16 protein-coding genes are annotated in these 17,748 nt (G+C 63.0%); 9 read left to right on the top strand and 7 right to left on the bottom strand.

Annotated elements, in window-relative coordinates; all coding sequences use genetic code 11:
• Positions 1 to 146: 146 nt before the first annotated feature.
• Together atpA and AB7F49_RS10605 are read right to left on the bottom strand one after the other, a co-directional pair.
• Positions 147 to 1,676, bottom strand: coding sequence for a F0F1 ATP synthase subunit alpha (atpA, locus tag AB7F49_RS10610; RefSeq protein WP_428522054.1), 1,530 nt, complete (start codon positions 1,674 to 1,676; stop codon positions 147 to 149).
• Positions 1,676 to 2,236, bottom strand: a complete 561-nt coding sequence (locus AB7F49_RS10605) for a F0F1 ATP synthase subunit delta (RefSeq protein WP_428522052.1) — start codon at positions 2,234 to 2,236, stop codon at positions 1,676 to 1,678. The genes atpA and AB7F49_RS10605 overlap by 1 nt, the downstream gene beginning before the upstream one ends.
• Positions 2,237 to 2,560: 324 nt before the next feature.
• On the opposite strand from AB7F49_RS10605, the gene sugE reads away from it, so the two are divergent.
• From sugE to AB7F49_RS10585, 4 genes are all read left to right on the top strand, one after another.
• Positions 2,561 to 2,887, top strand: a complete 327-nt coding sequence (gene sugE, locus AB7F49_RS10600) for a quaternary ammonium compound efflux SMR transporter SugE (protein WP_428522050.1) — start codon at positions 2,561 to 2,563, stop codon at positions 2,885 to 2,887.
• 82 nt (positions 2,888 to 2,969) lie between these two features.
• A complete protein-coding gene (locus AB7F49_RS10595; RefSeq protein WP_428522048.1) occupies positions 2,970 to 4,676 on the top strand; it encodes a SulP family inorganic anion transporter in 1,707 nt (568 codons plus the stop codon).
• 70 nt (positions 4,677 to 4,746) lie between these two features.
• Entirely contained in the window at positions 4,747 to 5,505 is a 759-nt protein-coding gene (locus tag AB7F49_RS10590; RefSeq protein ID WP_428522046.1) for a sulfite exporter TauE/SafE family protein, read from the top strand.
• A gap of 103 nt (positions 5,506 to 5,608) precedes the next feature.
• Complete coding sequence (locus AB7F49_RS10585; protein WP_428522044.1) at positions 5,609 to 6,091, top strand: tetratricopeptide repeat protein; 483 nt, start codon at positions 5,609 to 5,611, stop codon at positions 6,089 to 6,091.
• A 33-nt stretch (positions 6,092 to 6,124) separates the two neighbouring features.
• Here AB7F49_RS10585 and AB7F49_RS10580 read toward each other — a convergent pair whose 3' ends face one another.
• Positions 6,125 to 6,946: a transglutaminase-like domain-containing protein gene (locus AB7F49_RS10580; protein WP_428522042.1), complete on the bottom strand. Its 822-nt coding sequence runs from the start codon at positions 6,944 to 6,946 to the stop codon at positions 6,125 to 6,127.
• 131 nt (positions 6,947 to 7,077) lie between these two features.
• On the bottom strand, positions 7,078 to 8,247 hold the full coding sequence (locus AB7F49_RS10575; RefSeq protein WP_428522040.1) for a hypothetical protein: 1,170 nt from the start codon (positions 8,245 to 8,247) through the stop codon (positions 7,078 to 7,080).
• A gap of 170 nt (positions 8,248 to 8,417) precedes the next feature.
• Between AB7F49_RS10575 and AB7F49_RS10570 the strand changes: the two genes are divergently transcribed.
• From AB7F49_RS10570 to AB7F49_RS10560, 3 genes are all read left to right on the top strand, one after another.
• Positions 8,418 to 9,125 carry a TetR/AcrR family transcriptional regulator gene (locus AB7F49_RS10570; protein ID WP_428522038.1) on the top strand — a complete coding sequence of 236 codons (708 nt, stop codon included), beginning with the start codon at positions 8,418 to 8,420 and terminating at the stop codon, positions 9,123 to 9,125.
• Between the two features lie 102 nt (positions 9,126 to 9,227).
• Positions 9,228 to 9,365 (top strand): hypothetical protein, encoded by a 138-nt coding sequence (locus AB7F49_RS10565; RefSeq protein WP_428522036.1) that lies wholly within the window; start codon positions 9,228 to 9,230, stop codon positions 9,363 to 9,365.
• 284 nt (positions 9,366 to 9,649) lie between these two features.
• A complete protein-coding gene (locus tag AB7F49_RS10560) occupies positions 9,650 to 10,075 on the top strand; it encodes a phasin family protein (protein ID WP_428522034.1) in 426 nt (141 codons plus the stop codon).
• Between the two features lie 188 nt (positions 10,076 to 10,263).
• Here the strand turns inward: AB7F49_RS10560 and AB7F49_RS10555 are convergent, their stop codons facing one another.
• Positions 10,264 to 10,557 (bottom strand): hypothetical protein, encoded by a 294-nt coding sequence (locus AB7F49_RS10555; RefSeq protein WP_428522032.1) that lies wholly within the window; start codon positions 10,555 to 10,557, stop codon positions 10,264 to 10,266.
• 277 nt (positions 10,558 to 10,834) lie between these two features.
• Between AB7F49_RS10555 and AB7F49_RS10550 the strand changes: the two genes are divergently transcribed.
• Positions 10,835 to 11,773 (top strand): alpha/beta fold hydrolase, encoded by a 939-nt coding sequence (locus AB7F49_RS10550; protein WP_428522030.1) that lies wholly within the window; start codon positions 10,835 to 10,837, stop codon positions 11,771 to 11,773.
• Positions 11,774 to 11,875: 102 nt separating this feature from the next.
• Here AB7F49_RS10550 and AB7F49_RS10545 read toward each other — a convergent pair whose 3' ends face one another.
• Positions 11,876 to 14,335: a DUF4062 domain-containing protein gene (locus tag AB7F49_RS10545; RefSeq protein ID WP_428522028.1), complete on the bottom strand. Its 2,460-nt coding sequence runs from the start codon at positions 14,333 to 14,335 to the stop codon at positions 11,876 to 11,878.
• 154 nt (positions 14,336 to 14,489) lie between these two features.
• Positions 14,490 to 16,661, bottom strand: coding sequence for a primosomal protein N' (locus AB7F49_RS10540; protein WP_428522026.1), 2,172 nt, complete (start codon positions 16,659 to 16,661; stop codon positions 14,490 to 14,492).
• Positions 16,662 to 16,753: 92 nt separating this feature from the next.
• Here AB7F49_RS10540 and AB7F49_RS10535 point away from each other — a divergent pair, with 92 nt between their 5' ends.
• Entirely contained in the window at positions 16,754 to 17,707 is a 954-nt protein-coding gene (locus AB7F49_RS10535) for a tyrosine recombinase XerC (RefSeq protein ID WP_428522024.1), read from the top strand.
• The last annotated feature ends 41 nt before the right edge of the window (positions 17,708 to 17,748 follow it).

The raw sequence follows: 17,748 nt of genomic DNA, 5'->3' as shown, positions 1-17,748 counted from the left end.
GCGCTCCCTCCCCCCTTGTGGGGGAGGGCTGGGGAGGGGGGTAGCAGTTGTCGAGACCGCATCCACCCCCACCCCGGCGCGCTTGTGCGCGCCGATCCACCCCACAAGGGGGAGGGTGAAGCATGGAGAGGCTGCGGCCGCTGACATCACGCGAACGACTTCGCGTAACCGTCGACGATACCCTTGAGCTGTTCGGCGGCAGCGTCGTCGAGATCGCGCGTGTCGCGAATCCTGTTCAGAAGATCGGTATGCTTGCTGCGCAAAAGCGACAGCAATCCGTTCTCGAATTCCTTTACCCTGCTGACCGGCAGCGCGTCGAGATAGCCGTTCACGCCGGCGTAGATCACCGCCACCTGCTCTTCCATCTTGAGCGGCGAGAATTGCGACTGCTTGAGCAATTCGGTCAGGCGCGAACCGCGCGCCAGCAGGCGCTGGGTGGTCGCGTCGAGGTCGGAGCCGAACTGCGCGAACGCGGCCATTTCACGATACTGCGCGAGTTCGCCCTTGATCTTGCCGGCGACCTTCTTCATCGCCTTGGTCTGCGCCGCAGAACCGACGCGCGACACCGAAAGACCCACGTTCACGGCCGGACGGATGCCCTGATAGAACAGGTCCGTTTCCAGGAAGATCTGGCCGTCGGTGATCGAAATCACGTTGGTCGGAATATAGGCCGACACGTCGTTGGCCTGGGTTTCGATCACCGGCAGGGCGGTGAGCGAGCCGGCGCCATTCTCGTCGTTCATCTTGGCCGCGCGCTCGAGCAGCCGCGAATGCAGATAGAACACGTCGCCCGGATAGGCTTCGCGGCCGGGCGGCCGGCGCAGCAGCAGCGACATCTGGCGGTAGGCGACGGCCTGCTTGGACAGGTCGTCGTAGATGATCACGGCGTGCATGCCGTTGTCGCGGAAATACTCGCCCATGGTACAGCCGGTGAACGGCGCCAGAAACTGCATCGGCGCCGGATCGGAGGCGGTGGCCGCAATGATGATCGAATATTCGAGCGCGCCCTGCTCTTCCAGCACCTTCACGAATTGCGCGACGGTCGAGCGCTTCTGGCCGACCGCGACATAGACGCAATACAGCTTGATCTTCTCGTCCGGCTGCGCGTTCAGCGGCTTCTGGTTCAGGATGGTGTCCAGCGCGATCGCGGTCTTGCCGGTCTGGCGGTCGCCGATGATCAGCTCGCGCTGGCCGCGGCCGATCGGGATCAGCGCGTCGATCGCCTTCAGGCCGGTCGCCATCGGCTCATGCACCGACTTGCGCGGGATGATGCCGGGCGCCTTGACGTCGACGCGCATGCGCTTCTCGGCCTTGATCGGACCCTTGCCGTCGATCGGATTGCCGAGCGCGTCGACCACGCGGCCGAGCAATCCCTTGCCGACCGGGGCATCCACGATCGAGCGGGTGCGCTTGACGGTCTGGCCTTCCTTGATCTCGCGGTCGGCGCCGAAAATAACGATGCCGACATTGTCGCTTTCGAGATTGAGCGCCATGCCGCGCGTGCCGTTCTCGAATTCGACCATCTCGCCGGCCTGCACATTGTCGAGACCGTAAACGCGCGCGATGCCGTCGCCGACCGACAGCACCTGGCCGACTTCGGAGACTTCCGCCTCCTGACCGAAATTCTTGATCTGCTCTTTCAGGATGGCGGAGATTTCTGCGGCGCGGATGTCCATCAGCGAGCCTCTTTCATGGCAGTCTTGATCGAATTGAGTTTGGTGCGAAGCGAGGTGTCCACCATGCGGCTGCCCAGCTTCACCACGAGTCCGCCGATGATGCCGGGATCGACCTCCACCGAGAGATCGACGTCCTTGCCCGTCAGCGTATTCAGCGCGGTCTTGAGTGAATTCAGATGCGCGTCGGAGAGCTGCTCGGCGACCGTGACGCTGGCCGAGACTTCGCCCTTGTGCCTGGCCACCAGCGCGCGGAACGCCCGGATGATCAGCGGCAAGGCGAAGAGCCGGCGATTGGACGCCACCAGCTTGACGAAATTGCCGGCGATGCCGTGGATCCCCGCCTTCCGCAGAAGCGGATCCAGCGCCTTCACCTGCTCCTCGGCGGAAAAGACCGGGCTGCGCACCAGCCGTTTCAGGTCGTCGCTGCCCTCCACCATCTGGTCAAACCGATCCAGATCGGCACGGACCTTGTCGAGCGCCTTTTCCTCGAGCGCGAGTTCGAACAGCGCGGTGGCGTATCGCCCCGCCATGCCGGAAACAATCGGTTGTTCGCTTGCCATGGACCTGTTGCGTAGACGCTATCCAAAAAGCCCCACCGTCGCGTCAGCGGCGGCACAAACCATTGGAATTCAAGGGGAATTCCGATCTCGCGGGACGTCACGGGTTGCCCCCCGGAGCCCCTGCAAAATCGAGGCGGTTGCTAACACGCCAGTGATGGCGGTGCAACATAGGGAAAGCCCGGAATCGACCGAAAGACCGGCCTATTCAGGCGCCTTTCGTCGCAAGCCGCGTGAGCCACGCACTGGCGCGCGCACTCCCTTCTTGGAAAAGGGTGCAAGGTTCACGCACTGCCTGTCAGAGCGCCCCAACGGAGACCCCGCGCGATGTCCGCCCAACTCCCCTGGCTCTATCTCCTGATCGCCGGCCTGTTCGAGATCGGCTGGGCGATCGGTCTCAAATATACCGACGGCTTTTCACGGCTCTGGCCCTCCCTGGGCACGGCGGCGGCCATGGTTGTCAGTCTCGCCTTTCTGGGCCTGGCGCTGAAACATCTGCCGGTCGGCACAGCCTACGCGGTCTGGACCGGCATCGGCGCTGTAGGCACCGTGGTTCTGGGCATTGCCCTGTTCGGGGAGCCCGCCACCGTGCTGCGACTGGCCTGCGTCGGATTGATCGTGGCCGGGATCGTGGGCCTGAAGCTCGTCACCTGAAACATTGATGCCCCGCAAAGACGCGGATCGGAATCGTGGCCAAATCAGCTATATTGCCGCCTTACGCCATTCGAGGGTGGAGATGGACGCAACTGCGCCTGCGGGCCACCGCAGCGACCCGACTTTTGCCGACCTGTTCACCCCCAAGCTGATCACCGTCCTGCGGGAGGGCTACGGGCTCGACGGCCTGCGCGCCGACGCGCTGGCCGGCCTGACCGTGGCGATCGTCGCCCTGCCGCTGTCCATGGCGATCGCCATCGGTGCGGGCCTGAGCCCCGAACGCGGCCTCTACGCCGCGATCGTCGGCGGCTTTCTGATTTCGCTGCTCGGCGGCAGCCGCTTCCAGATCGGAGGACCGGCCGCGGCCTTCATCGGGCTGGTCGCCCTGACCGTGCAGCGCCATGGCTATGACGGCCTGATGCTGGCCACCCTCATGGCCGGGGGCCTGCTCCTGGTCATCGGATTTCTGCGGCTCGGGACCTATATCAAATACATTCCCTACCCGGTTACGGTCGGTTTCACCGCAGGCATCGCCGTCATCATCCTGATCTCGCAGGCCCGCGACCTGTTCGGGCTCCAGCTCGCCGGCGACCCGGCCGATACCGTGCCGAAGCTGAAAGCGCTGTGGGCAGCCGTCGGCACCATCAGCCCAATCACCGTCGCGCTGTCGGTATTCTCGATCGCAGCCATTCTCGTCGTGCGGCGGCTGCGGCCGAACTGGCCGGCGCTCCTGATCGCGGTCGCCGGCGCGACCCTGCTCACGTTCCTGCTCGGCCTGAATGTCGAGACCATCGGCTCGCGTTTCGGCGTCATCCCGTCCGGGATGCCGGCGCCGGCGCTTCCGCCCTTCAGCGTGGAAAAGATGCGCGCCGTGCTGCCCGATGCATTCGCGATCGCTGTCCTTGGCGCGATCGAATCGCTGCTCTCCGCCGTGGTTGCAGACTCCATGTCTGGCCGCCGTCACCGCTCCAACAGCGAACTGGTAGCCCAGGGCGTCGCCAATATGGCAGCCGCGGTGTCCGGCGGCACGCCGGTCACCGGCACCATCGCGCGCACCGCGACCAATATCCGCGCCGGCGCGCGCGGGCCGGTCGCCGGCATCCTGCATTCGGTCTATCTGCTGATCTTCGTCATCGTGGCGATGCCGCTGGTGGCCTACATTCCGCTGGCATCGCTTGCCGGCGTGCTGGTGGTCGTCGCATGGGCGATGGCCGACAAGGCCGAATTCGGCCTGCTGCTGCGCACTTCGCTCGCCGACGCAGTGGTGCTGCTGTCCACCTTCCTGCTCACGATCTTCGTCGACCTGCTGACCGGCATCGCGGTCGGCGTGCTGCTGGGATCGTTCCTGTTCATGCACCGCATGGCGGAGGCGATCGACGTTCAGGGCGGCGCCAAATTGGTGCGTGACGATGTCGCCGACGCCGAGAATAGCCGGCCGAGCTATCGTGGCCGGGTGATGCCGGGCGACGTGATGGTCTATCGCATCAGCGGCGCGTTTTTCTTCGGCGCCACCGCGCGGGTGAACCTGATCCTTGACCGCGTGGTCAATCCGCCGCGCGTCTTCGTTCTGGATTTCTCCGACGTGCCGTTCATCGACATCACCGCGGCCGCGGCGCTGGAGCGCTTCGTGCAGCGGCTGCACAAGGCGCATACAAGGGTCTATTTCGCCGGGGTCCGCCCGCATGTGCGCCGCGCGTTCGGATTGCCCGGTCTGCGCGGGCGGTCGGTGCGCTACGTCACCAGTGTGGAGAAGGCGCTGGAGAGCGCCGAAGCAAAGCGCGGGGCATAAAGGTCTTCGTCATTCCGGGGCGTGCCGACAGGCACGCGCTTCCCGGAATGAAGCCACATCCGGATTGCAAGTGCCCTTCGACTTCTCCTCGTTCTGGACCACGCTCGCCGTCGCAATCCCGACGCTTGCCATCGCCTATATCATCTTCGGCATTGCCGGTTTCGGAACTGCGATGATCGCGGCGCCGGTCCTTGCCCAGGTGATGCCGGTGGCATCCATCGTTCCGATGCTGGCGCTGCTCGATTGTCTCGCCGCGATCATCAACGGTGTGAAGCTGAACGAGAAAATCGCGAAGCGCGAGATGATGTGGCTGGTGCCGCTCCTTGTCGCGGGCTCGATCGTTGGCGGGACGCTTCTTCTGATCATCCCGCCGCGGCCGATGATGCTGGCGCTTGGCGTGTTCGTGATCGGTTACGCGATCTGGTCGCTCGCAAGCCCGTCGTTCAGGCAGACACTCAATCAGCTCTGGGTGATTCCGTTCGGCGCGATCGGCGGCGTGTTCAGCGCCATGTTCGGCAGCGGCGGCTTCATCTACGCGATCTATCTGAGCCGCAGGCTCGAGGACAAGGACGCGGTGCGCGCAACGGTGAGCGTGCTGATCGCGCTCGCGGCATTCACCCGAGCCGTCATCTTTGCATGCGCCGGACTCTACACGACGCTCGAATTGCCGCTGATGGCGATGTTGCTGGTGCCGGCAATGCTGATCGGACTCTTTGCGGGCCACCGCATCACGTTGCGGATGTCGCGCGAGCAGTTCGTCCGGGTGCTGAGCCTTGTGCTGATCGCAACCGGCGCAACACTCGTGGTGCGGGCATTGGCGTCGGGATGACATGGCTCGATGAACCAGCCATCGCAGCGCCGCAATCGAATCTGACGGTCCTGCCGCCTGCTGTTCGACCGGCAGCGCTCCAAGGTGAATGATGCGCCGATTCATGCAGATTGCACTGATCGTGACTTGCGTCGCGGCACGGCAAGCATCCGGGCTGGCCGGGCCGGCGGAAGACGCCGAGGCCGCCTATCGCCGCGGCGATGTCGGCAAGGCGATCGAGATCGCAAGGCAGGCTGCGGAGCGCTCGGACCCGCAGGCGCAGGCCGTGCTCGCGTTCTTTCTCTATACCAAGGTGCCGCCGGACCCGGTCGAGGCAATGATGTGGTGGAGACGCTCCGCCGAACAGGGCCATGCCGAAGGTCAGTTCATGCTGGCGACCCAGTATTTCTATGGCGTCGCCACGCCGCCGGATTATGGCGCGGCCTACAAATGGGCGCTGGTCGCGGCGCGCAGCCCAGACCTGAGCGAGGCCGCAAGAAACGAGGTCCTGAAGCTGGCCGGCGAGATCAGAGCCAGGCTTGGGCCGGAGCAGATCAAGGCTGCGCAGGAGGAAGCGGTCGCATTCCATCCGAAGCGCGAGCGATAACCGGTATCCGACCCCGGCATTCAATCCGACCGATCAGCCGACCGCCGCCACCGGACGCTCATTGACGGCCGCTTCATCCGCTGGCTGCGCCCATACGGTCATATCGGTCATGCGCGCTTTCCCATACATCGACGCGAACGACACTTCGGCGGCATCGCGCCCGGTACCGATGCGTACGATGCCATCGAGCCTGGCCTGCCGGGTCGGATCGAACAGCCACCAGCGTCCGTCGAGATACGCCTCGAACATCGCGTGAAAATCCGGTGGTTCGAGTCCGGTGGCGTAACAGCTCACCAGACGCGCCGGAATATTGAGCGCGCGGCAGAACGAAATGCCGAGATGGGCGAAGTCGCGGCATACGCCCGCGCGATGTTGCAGGGTTTCCGCGGCCGAGGTGAACGGATCACTGGCGCCCGGCCGATACGCGATGTTGTCGCAGATCCAGTTGCAGATCGCCGTCACCCGCCCATGCCCACGCGGCAGAGCGGCGAATTCCCGTTCGGCAAATTCCGCGAGCCTGTCGGACGGACAGAAGCGGCTCGGCATCAGGAACGGAAACATGTCGAGTGGAAGATCCTCCACCGGGGTTTCATCGATCGCGTTCGGGTCTTCCAGCGCCAGCTGAAGGTCGAGCGCGGCTTCATAGCGAAGCCGCAGCGTCCCATTGCGCGCCACCAGCCGCGTGTAGCGGTTGTCGAGCCCGGCGATGATCGTCTCGGCGGGAACCGCAGGCTCGACGATCCATCTTTCGCCAACCTGCGCATGCTGCGAAATCTGCGCAACCGCGACATTGAATATGAATGTGGTGATATCCGCGACCTCGTAGGCGAGATCGCATCCGACTGCGATTTTCATGGGGAGCCCTGCTGCCGCATTCCGGTAAGCGGCCCCCGAAAACGCTGATCGCACGAAAAGGTTCCAAACGCGCCGTCGTCTCCCGGACCTGATGTCCGGAAGGCGACCTCCGTGCGGCGCTCCCGATGGATTCAGTGAACGCCAAGCTTCTCCGCCGCCATTTTCGTTCCGGTCACGCGGTTGGCGATCTTCTGGAAGGCGACGTCACGTGCGTAGTCCGGATTGCCGTGGTTGGGCTTCATGTCGATCGAGAACGGCGAGAAACCGCAATCGTCGGTCGAGCCGAGCCGCTGCTTGTCGATATGGTTCGCGGCGGCGACCAGCTGGTCGCAGACCTCCTGCGCCGATTCCGGGCGCGGGCTTTGCGTCACGATCACGCCGATATAGGCCATCTGCGGCACGCCCTTTGCGTCCTCCCGCAGATATTTGCCGACCAGCTTGTAGGCGGATTCCCGGTCGCGCTCGCTCGCCATCTGAAGCTGGAAATAGCCGGCATCGAGCTTGAACAGCTGCTTCAGCAACTCCTCATACGGCACGTCGGCGCTGTGCACCGAATCCACGTCACCGCCGGGACAGACATGCACGCCGATATTCTTCCGCTCCTCCGCGGAGAATCGGTCAAACACGCGGTTGTCGAGCTCGATGAAGAACGGCAGGAGATTGCGCGTGGTCCACGGATTGCGCGGATCGTTGCGCGGCGCGAGCCGGCCTTCGGTGAAATCCATCACCACGCGCGCGGCGCCGGCCGCGAAGCACGAGCGGATATCCTTCTCGCATTCGTTGACGATGTCGTCCTCGAACTGCTTGCGCGGATAACCGGGAATATCGCCGTCGAGCTGGTAAAGCAGATACATCATCGACGGCGCGATCACCGCCTGGTGCAGTGGTTTGTCGGTCATCGCTTTGGCCTTCTTCACCAGTTCGCCCGCGAAGAAATTGTAGCGGAACGGGCCTCCGGTGACTTTCGGCAGCTGCCTGTTGTGCCCGTCGGCGAAAATCGCGAAATACTGTCCGCCCGGCGCCAGATTTTTCGCCAGTCCCGCGCCCGCGAGCGTGTCGGCGATCGGATAGGTGGCGAAGCTCGACACCCGCTGCTCGCCGTCGGAGATGATCGGCGATCCGGTCGCCTCGAACCGCTTGATGGTGTCGGCCACCGCCGCGTCCTGCTCCTTCTCCAGCTCCGCCTTGCTGAGATTGCCGGCGTCGAATTTCGCGAACGCCTTCTGCAGATTAAGCGGCCGCGGGATCGAGCCGACCGGCTCGGTCGGAATTCCGGTGGCGGCCCGTGGATCATACGCCATCTCAAGTCTCCCTGATGGTTTCCTCGTAAAAATGCAGCCGCTTTCGCGGTCTATAGACAGACTGGTCTGTCTATAGGTATTGGATTCCCGATCCGGCGGCGCGTCAAGGCGTGATTGGACGGCGGCGCGTGCCGGGCAGCGGCTCCCCGCAGCCCTCCGGGCGACCGGTAGTGTCGCTGATCGCGGAATTTGCGTTGCCGGGCCGGGCGATGATACCCATCGCGCGACCGGAGCACCGGCAGGCGGGATTCGCATTGCGCAAGACAAGCGACGTGGCAAAGACACAGAGCAAATCGGCCGGCGGGCCGCGCGACCGGCTGATGGCGGCGGCCTATGACCTGTTCGCCGAACAGGGCGTCAGCCAGGTCGGCATCGACTCCATCCTCGCGCGCTCCGGCTGTGCCAAGGCGAGCCTGTACGGGCATTTCAAATCCAAGGACGATCTTGCGATCGCCTTCCTCGACCGGCGCGAGGCGCTATGGACGCGCGCCTGGCTGGAAGCCGAAGTCAAGGCGCGCAGCACCGATCCGGAAAAGCGGCTGCTTGCCATCTTCGACGTGTTCGACGGCTGGTTTCGCAAGCGAAGCTTCGAAGGCTGCTCCTTCGTCAATGTATTGCTGGAATCACGGCCGGGCAGCGCCGTGCACCGCTCCGCCTCGCTGCATCTGCGTAAAATCCGCAGCATCGTCCTTGCGCTGGCGCAGCAGGCCGGACTCGCAGAGCCCGAGAAATTCGCGCAGGCCTGGCACATGCTGATGAAAGGTTCGATCGTGTCGGCCTGCGAGGGCAACCGCAACGCCGCGCGCGAGGCGAAGCAGGCGGCGAAGCTGGTGCTCTCCGGCTGGCAGCGGGCGCGCAGGCCCTCACGCCAGCGCTGATTGCGACTGCATCCCGGTCGCTGCGCGGCTCGGATCGCCGCGCTTTCTTGAACCGACTCCTCTCGAACTCCGACAAAGCGGCAGAGACGGGAGGGCCGTGCCATGCTGGACCTGTTGGTGACGCTTGCGGAACTCTACCTCCTGACGCCGGGGAGGCCGGCCGATCCGCCGCCTGCGCCACGGGTTCCAAAGCGGACCTCGGTGCCGACCTTTCCTCCGGCAGGGCGCACGAAGCCCTGAATTCGCATCGAGGGTGATCATCGGCGACAGGCCGAGCTTTGGCGCAACGCGGTTGCGATGCGCCTGCCTCGTCGGGTCCGATCCGCTGCAGCATTGTCACGGGATGCAACGCAGAGCGTGGTGGAGCTGACGCCACGGGCGGCGGCCCGGCCACGCCGCATGCCATGATCTGAAAACTCGAAAAAGTCGGGACCTTTTACGACCCTGATGCATTGATATTGCAATGCAGCATGGCTGCGCCGACCCAATCACGAAGCCCGTCACGAACCCCAGGGAGACACCCGATGTCAGACACCAGCCAGAAATCCCATGCCACCGACCGCCCCGCACAGGCGATGAAGGACTTTGCCCAGCAGGGCGCCGATTACAGCAGGAAACTCGCCGACAAGTCCGAGGCGATGGCGGACGCCGCCGGCAAGTCCATGCACGAGAGCTATTCGAATGCCTTCGGCCAGGCGGCGAATTTCAATGTGCAATGGATCGAGATGCTCCGCGACAACGCCAACGCCTCGTTCGATCTCGCCCGGCAGCTGGTCACCGCGAAATCGCCGACGGAGGTTTTCGAAGCGTCGGCCGCCCATGCGCGCAAGCAGATGGAAAGCTTCGGCCAGCAGGCCCAGCAGCTCGCCGGCCTCGCGCAGAAGGCCAGTGCGGACGCGATCAAGCCGATGCAGGACGGGATGAAGAATGTGTTCGACAAGGCGGCGTGAGCGGTTTCGCTCTCAAGAACCCTTGCAAGCGATCTCGTTGTTGTCGGGAATTGATTGTGCGCCTCCCCTCTTGTGGGGGAGGTGCAATTTTTTTACCGGATCGCGGCTGCGCGGTCGCTCACGAAACTCCAGCGCGCCTTGCGCGCTGGCAGTCTCATGATGTCAGGCGCTCGCGTTCGCTGCGGTGATCAGCGGTCCACCGTAATAGCCGCGGCCATAGCCATAGTAGCCGCGGCCATATCCGCCGTAGTAACACCGGCCATAGCCGTAATAGCCGCCTCGGTAGCCGCCGTAATGGCCACGGCCGTACCCACGGTAATAGCGCGGCCATAGCCGTAATAATGGACGGGCTCGACGGGGGACGTCGCATCGACGACGGCCGCCAGCGCAACGGCGCCGATTGTCGGCGCCGCCGACGCAGCCTGCGGCAATATTGCGGCAAGCAACGCGGCCGGCATCCTCATAAGGATCGTGTTACGCATCGAAAGCTTCAGGTTCCGGCACGAACCCGCACTGGCATCGCGCACGTCGTGCCAAGAGCTTCCACCCGGCGCAAAGTTGATACCGCTGCCGCCACGATGTGAAGCGCAGGCATGTCGCAGGCGCATCAACTTTTGGCCATCGGTCTGTCTGCGGTGCAGTAGGATTTGCGGGCGCAGGGCATCCCTAGCGTCAGCCTCTCCCGCTCTTCCGTGCGAAAGCGGGGACCCAGAGTCTTTGCGGGAGCGATCGTCGCGCGGAGCGGGAGAAGTTCGCATCATGTCGATTCTTCGTGCATTGATCCTTGCCGCGCTTCTCCATGTCGCCTTCCCGGTTGCGCATGCGGCATCCGCCGATCTTGCCGGCCTCGTCGACATCGGTCACGGCCGCACGATGTACCTGACCTGCCGCGGCAGCGGCGCGCCGGCGGTGATCCTGATCGGCGGCCTGCGCGCCTCCGCCGATGACTGGGACGAGACCACCAAGCCGGGCCCGGCCGTGTTCGGCGAGATCGCGAAGCTCACCCGCGTCTGCGCCTATGACCGGCCGGGCACGCCGGTCGGCGAAAAGCCGAGTCGCTCGTCTCCTGTCGCGCAACCGGCCATGCCGGCCGACGCCGCGGCCGACCTGCACGCACTGCTCACGCGCGCGAAGGTGGCCGGTCCCGTCGTGCTGGTCGGCCATTCCTATGGCGGCCTGATCGCGCGGCTCTATGCCGGCACCTGGTCTAACGAGGTCGCGGGCCTGGTCCTGGTCGATGCGCTGAGCGAAGGCCTGCAGGATGCTCAGACGCCGGCGCAATGGGCGGTTCAGCGCAAGCTCATGATGGGCGACATGAGCGAAGCGCTGAAGCTCTATCCGACGGTCGAACTGATCGACCCGGACAAGAGCCTCGCGCAGATGCGAGGCGCGCCACCGATGCGCGCGATGCCGCTCATCGTACTGTCGGCCGACAAGCCCTGGGGCCCGCAGGTGCCCGGCATGATCGCCGCGGGCATCCTCACCAAGGACACGCCGCCGGACGCCGGCTATATCACCGACGCCGCGCAGAAGATCGCGCAGGCCAAACTCGCCGCGCTCGTGCCGGGCTCCAGGCACATCACCAAGACGGACAGCGGCCACGAAATTCACAAGGAACAGCCGCAACTTGTGATCGACGCTATCCGCGAGGTGGTCGATGCGGTGCGCAAGGGGTGTGCGCGGGTGGTGGGGTGTTGAGGGGGCGGCGCGTCAGCAAGGGCTCAAATTCTAACGAGCGTCGACCAGCCTCTTCCCGTTCGCTCCCGCGAAAGCGGGAACCCGGAATTATTTGAGCAGATTCTAATCCGACCTATCGCGCGCCAACACTTTCGCAACAGAGCCCAAAGCGATTTCTCTTGGCGCGGAAACACCAAAATCGAGCCAATGTACTACGTTGTAGTATCGGTGCTTATCTCCGGTGATGTAGTCTTTAAGCGTTTGCATCAGTCGCGCCTTAGAGAAGCTTCGCACACATCTCAGGGCTGCAATCTTCCTTACGCGTTCGGACTCTGACGATAGCATGCTTTCGATATGATGCTTGGATAGCGCCTTAAATTCCCTGTCAGGAATACCATGAATGACAAGCGCGAGCAGCGTCGACGGCATCTCTAAGGTAAGCAACTCCCCGGCCCGCCCCTTTCCAATTCGACGTAGAGCCTTTGCCGCGAGTCGATATCGCCTGTCATCACCAATGGAAAGCAATGAAGTGCCCGCCGCGTACCGAGCAGTCAGCGAAACAATCAGTGGCACATCTTGCCACTCTCCATGCTCGCCAAAATATTCAAGGTCGTGCTCGGAATACGCTAACGAGCTGTCCGCGAGGTGCCTTCGGATAAAAGGCAACCCCCGCGCATCGCTCTTACGCAAGACCACATCAAGCGCATCACGCACGAATTTGCTTCTGAGGTGACCCTCAAGTCCTTTGACATCCTTGACGAGTTGACTTTCCTCACCATGCCGCACCACAAGCTGTTTAAAACAATCTGCGAATGTTTGCTTGTAGCAATCATCGATAAGCCTCAAGAGGGGACCACTGTCGCGCCCAAATCGTCTTTCCATAAGAGCGCATTCGGCGGTTCGATCAAATATAGAGGCCCGCTTCGACGCTTCTTCCAATTCCGCTTCGGTCTTGGAGGCTCGAATGAGCCTTTGAAATTCAATGAATTGAGCCTCTCCGAAGGTCTGCCCGCCCAAGCCGAGCAGGCCTGTTGAGGTTTGGCGCAAGATGATCTTACGACCCTCATCCTCAGAGTATGTTTTTCCGGATTTAACTAGCGTCTTGATCGCCACGAGTCTGATTTGCGCATCATTGTCGTCAAGAAGTCTTGCGGCAGTTTCAGGCGACAAACTGCTTCGCTTACTAAGCTCATCCACGCACTCACGGCGTATCGCATCGTTTCGTTGTGAGATTCCTCTTTTAAGAATTTCGTCGCTGATAGCTTCGCGGTTCGAAAACAATATTTTGCAAAGGCGGTTACTGATCTGATCGGTCTGCAAATCGAATAACTCGTCGAAGGCTTTTTGCCGTCCCTCTCGCAAATTAATTCGAATGACCGCGTCAAGCGCTGCGTCGCGAGTCTGATAGTCACCTCGCGCAAGTTCAGCTTTCACTTTTTCAAGATCAGAAAGAAGCCCGCACTCGGCAAGGTAATTCAGGGCTGCAACTTTAACTTGGCTTTGCGCGTCCTCCGCAAACCAAGCGTTCAGAAACAGATCACGCCCAAGGTCGCGGAACTCCCTAAGGGGCTCTTCGATGAGGGTCATTGCAGCAAGGGCGCCAACACGCACCTTCACTACACGACCAAGAGAAAACCAACCTAGCCACCTTTTTGCGAAGCCGTCGTCCTTCGAATACCAGTACCAAAGGGGGGCGTTTTCAGATTGAAAATGACTAAGTCCAACTTTTACAAGTCCGGTAATTTCTTTGCCGCCCAGCACACAACCTTCTTTGTTAGAGAACAGCAAATTGGCATCGTGCGGCCCCAACGAATCCTCATCGTTGCCTTGCGTCTCGATGAGATTTGCAAGAAGCCTCAAACGAGCAACATGAACTGCGCTAATTTCGCTTTCTTCGCCTCCAGCTTTATTGAGCGCTAGGAACTCTCGGATAAAAGCCTCCCCCGCTGCATCCAATGGCGCGTCGGGGGGAAGATGATCATTGATCGTCGGCGACGAAGACGCCTCTGCCGGCGTCGCCTGATTTTCGATCCGTTCCTTTTCCCTGTCCGCCTTCACCAGTCGCTGAATGTAAGCGACGACTGCCCGCATAATCTTGAGTTCGAAGTCACGGATATCGCTGAAAGACTCGTACTTAATCTCTTTTGAGGCGGCGAGCCTTTCTCGAAACTCCAGTACTTTTTTTGTGTCGTGCCCCGGGTCGCGAAGCAGCTTCGCGTCCATGTCTTTAAGGAAAAGACATATCTCGGGTCGATTATTTTGGCGACGGTTGGCCATCGCCAACTCGTACTCTTCTTCGAATCCTGACGTGTAAGGCCCATCCTTACTTGGTGGCGTTCCCCAGCGCTCCCAGAGCATACCGACAAATAGCTCACAGGTGTCCAAGTCTTGATTGATGACTGCCTGAGCCCTGCCATATCGCGGAAGCGTATCCTCCCAGCCGACCAAATCGACGTGGTAGCCTTCGAAATCAGAGAACATCCTATTAACGTGCTCGACGATTGCCTTTGCCGCGATACGCTCGTCTTGTAAGTCGCCTGGAGAGGCCAAAAATACTCGGATATGCTTTTTGGTGTCTGCCATAATATTCGGTCGCAGCGTCAAGAATCGGAAACTACACCGTCAGCCTAATTCAATTTGCGCTCCAGAACGAGCCAATGAAAGCAAATTCTGCTATCGTTTAGCCACAGGAGCTATTCAGCGGCGGATTTGTTTGTCTACCGTGAGGGACCGCGCCTCAATAAAAACTCTGCGGATCGATATCCACTTCCAGCTTCAAACTCTTGCGCGTTTTCGGCGCATGTTCCAGCCAGCCGCGCATGTAATGCGACAGATCGAAAGCGCGCGGCGCCTTGATCAGCAGGCGATAGCGATAGCGCCCGCGCACCACCGCAAGCGGCGCTTCGGCCGGCCCGAGCACGCGCACCTGCTCATCCAGCGGTGATGCCGCGGCGAGTTTCTTCGCAAAGCCTTCCGTCTCGTGCCGGTCGGCGCCTGACACGATCAGCGCAGCCAGCCGGCCGAACGGCGGATAGCCCGTGGCCTCGCGCTGCGCGATTTCGGTGTCGTAGAACGCATCGCGGTTGCCGGAAATCAGCGCGCGCATCACCGGATGCTCCGGCTGATGCGTCTGCAGAAAGCCGAGCCCCTGCCCGGCCTCGCGGCCGGCGCGGCCCGCCACCTGGTGCAGCAGCTGGAATGAGCGCTCCGCGGCGCGCGGATCGCCGTTGGCAAGCCCGAGATCGGCATCGACGATGCCGACCAGATTGAGCTTCGGGAAATGATGACCCTTCGCGACGAGCTGCGTGCCGATGATGATGTCGAATTTGCCCTGCGCGACGCCATCCAGTTCCTCGCGCAGCCGCTCGACCGATTCCATCAGGTCGCTGGAGAGAACGATGGTGCGCGCATTGGGAAACAGCGCCGAGGCTTCCTCCTGCAGGCGCTCGACGCCGGGCCCCACGGGCGCGAACGAGTCCACGGCATTGCATTGCGGACAGGTCTTCGGCTGCGGCATCGAGAAGCCGCAATGGTGGCAGACCAATCGCCGCTTGAAGCGGTGATCGACCAGCCAGGCATCGCAATTGCCACAGGCCAGCCGGTAGCCGCAGGACCGGCACAGCGTCAGCGGCGCGTAACCGCGGCGATTCAGGAACAGGAGCGCCTGCTCCTTCCTCGAAAGCGCGAGCTTCACGGCTTCTGCGAGCCTGGGCGCGATGAAGCGTCCGCGGGAGGGGCCTTCGCTACGCATATCAATGGCTTCGACATGCGTCAGGTGCTGACCGCCGAAGCGTTCGGGCAATTTCAGCCGAGCATAACGGTTTCTACGAGCATTGACCTCGGTCTCGACCGATGGCGTTGCGGACGACAGGATGACGGGAATTTTCGCGCCATGTGCGCGCACGATCGCCATGTCGCGCGCGTGATAATGCACGCCGTCTTCCTGCTTGTAGGCGGGGTCGTGCTCCTCATCGACGATGATCAGACCGAGGTCCGGATACGGCAGAAACAGCGCCGAGCGCGCGCCGACAACGACCGAGATTTCGCCGGAACACAGCGCCGCATAGGTGCGGGCGCGCTTGCGCGGCGCGAGCTGCGAATGCCATTCGGCCGGACGCACCCCGAAACGCTGCTCGAAGCGGTTGAGAAACTGCGTCGTCAGCGCGATTTCCGGCATCAGGATCAGGGACTGGCGGCCCTTGCGGATATTCTCCGCCACGGCCTCGAAATAGACCTCGGTCTTGCCCGAGCCGGTGACGCCGTCGATCAGGAAGGCGGAGAAGCCACCGTTGCGGACGGCGGTGCGCAGGGTGTCCGCGGCCCCGCTCTGCGCCTCCGTCAGCTCGGGCAAAACGAAAGCCGGATCAGGCGGATAGGCCACCGGCTCCGGCGGCAATACCAGCGTCTCCAGGGTGCCCTCATCGATCAAGCCGTCGATGACGCCTGTGGAGACGCCAGCTTCCTGCGCCAGATCGCTCTTGGCGCGCGCCATCCCGTCCTCGGACAACACCGCGAGAACGCGCGCTCTTGCCGCGGTCATGCGCTGCGGCGCGGGGCCTGCGAGCCGCACGCCGATCTTCTCGCGGGCGGGGCCCTGCGCGCCCATCCGCAGGGCCATGCCGAGCACGGTGCCCCGCGCACCCAGGGTGTAGTCGGCCACCCAGTCGATGAAGCGCCGCAACTCTTCGCGCAGCGGCGGCAGGTCGAGTTTGGCGTCTACGTCCTTGAGCTTGTTGTGCAATCCGGGACGCGGCTCGGATTCCCCCCACACCACCCCGGCATATTCGTTCGGCCCCAGAGGCACGGCCACGACATCGCCCGCGGCGAGGCTCATGCCCGCCGGCACGCGGTAGGTATAGGCGCGGTCGAGCGCGACCGGCACGATGACGTCGACGGTTTTCTGGCTCATTGCGGGCGAGACTCACCCGATTCCGGACGCTTAAGGAAGGGTGAAGGATGCTCCCGCATGGTGTTCCGCGACCGCATCCGGAATGCACGACGATGCCCCAGAACACCGATGCTCTGCCGTTCTCCGCCGAGATTTCCGCAGAATTTCTGCGCTGGTCGGCGTTTCTCGCCGACCAGAAGCGGATGTCGCCGAAAACGCTCGAGGCCTATCGCCGCGACGTCACCCAGTTCCTGCAATTCATGGCGGAGCATCTCGGCGGCCAGCCCTCGCTCGCCGCTCTTGCCGAACTCACCCCCCAGGACGTGCGCGCCTTCATGGCGGCACGCCGCGCGAAAGGCATCGGCGCCCGCAGCCTGATGCGCCAGCTCGCCGGCACCCGCAGCTTCGTGCGCTTCCTCGAACGCGACGGCAAGGGCAAGATCGGCGCGCTGAACGCGGTGCGCGCACCCAAGGTCGCAAAGACCCTGCCGAAGCCGCTTGCGGTGCCCCAGGCCAGGCGCATCTCCGATACCGATCTGCGCGCCGGTGAAGAACGCGAACCCTGGATTTTCGCGCGCGACGCCGCGGTGCTGGCATTGCTTTACGGCTCAGGCCTGCGCGTCGCCGAGGCGCTCGGGCTGAAGCGCGCGGAGGTCCCCGCGCCCGGCATGGGCGATACGCTGACGGTCATCGGCAAGGGCAGCAAGGCGCGGATGGTGCCGGTGCTGCCGGCCGTGCTGACGCTGATTGCCGAATACATCGCGCTCTGCCCCTATGACCTGCCCGACGACGGCCCGCTCTTTGTCGGCGCCAAGGGCGGGAAGCTGTCGCCGCGCATCATCCAGCTCACAATGGAGCGGTTGCGCGTCGCGCTTTCGTTGCCCGACACCGCGACCCCGCATGCGCTGCGGCACTCCTTCGCAACGCACCTGCTATCGCGCGGCGGCGATTTGCGCGCCATCCAGGAATTGCTGGGCCACGCCTCGCTTTCGACCACGCAGATCTACACCGCGGTCGATACCGAGCGGCTGCTGGATGCGTATAACGCGGCGCATCCGAGGGCGTGACAGTGCCGCCGTGTAGATATACGCCAGCACCGCATCAGAAG

Origin of the sequence: Pseudorhodoplanes sp., from assembly GCF_050250235.1 — a bacterium.
GTDB lineage: Bacteria > Pseudomonadota > Alphaproteobacteria > Rhizobiales > Xanthobacteraceae > Pseudorhodoplanes.
Note: the sequence above shows the minus strand (reverse complement) of the source record. Positions and strands in the feature narration are given on the sequence as shown.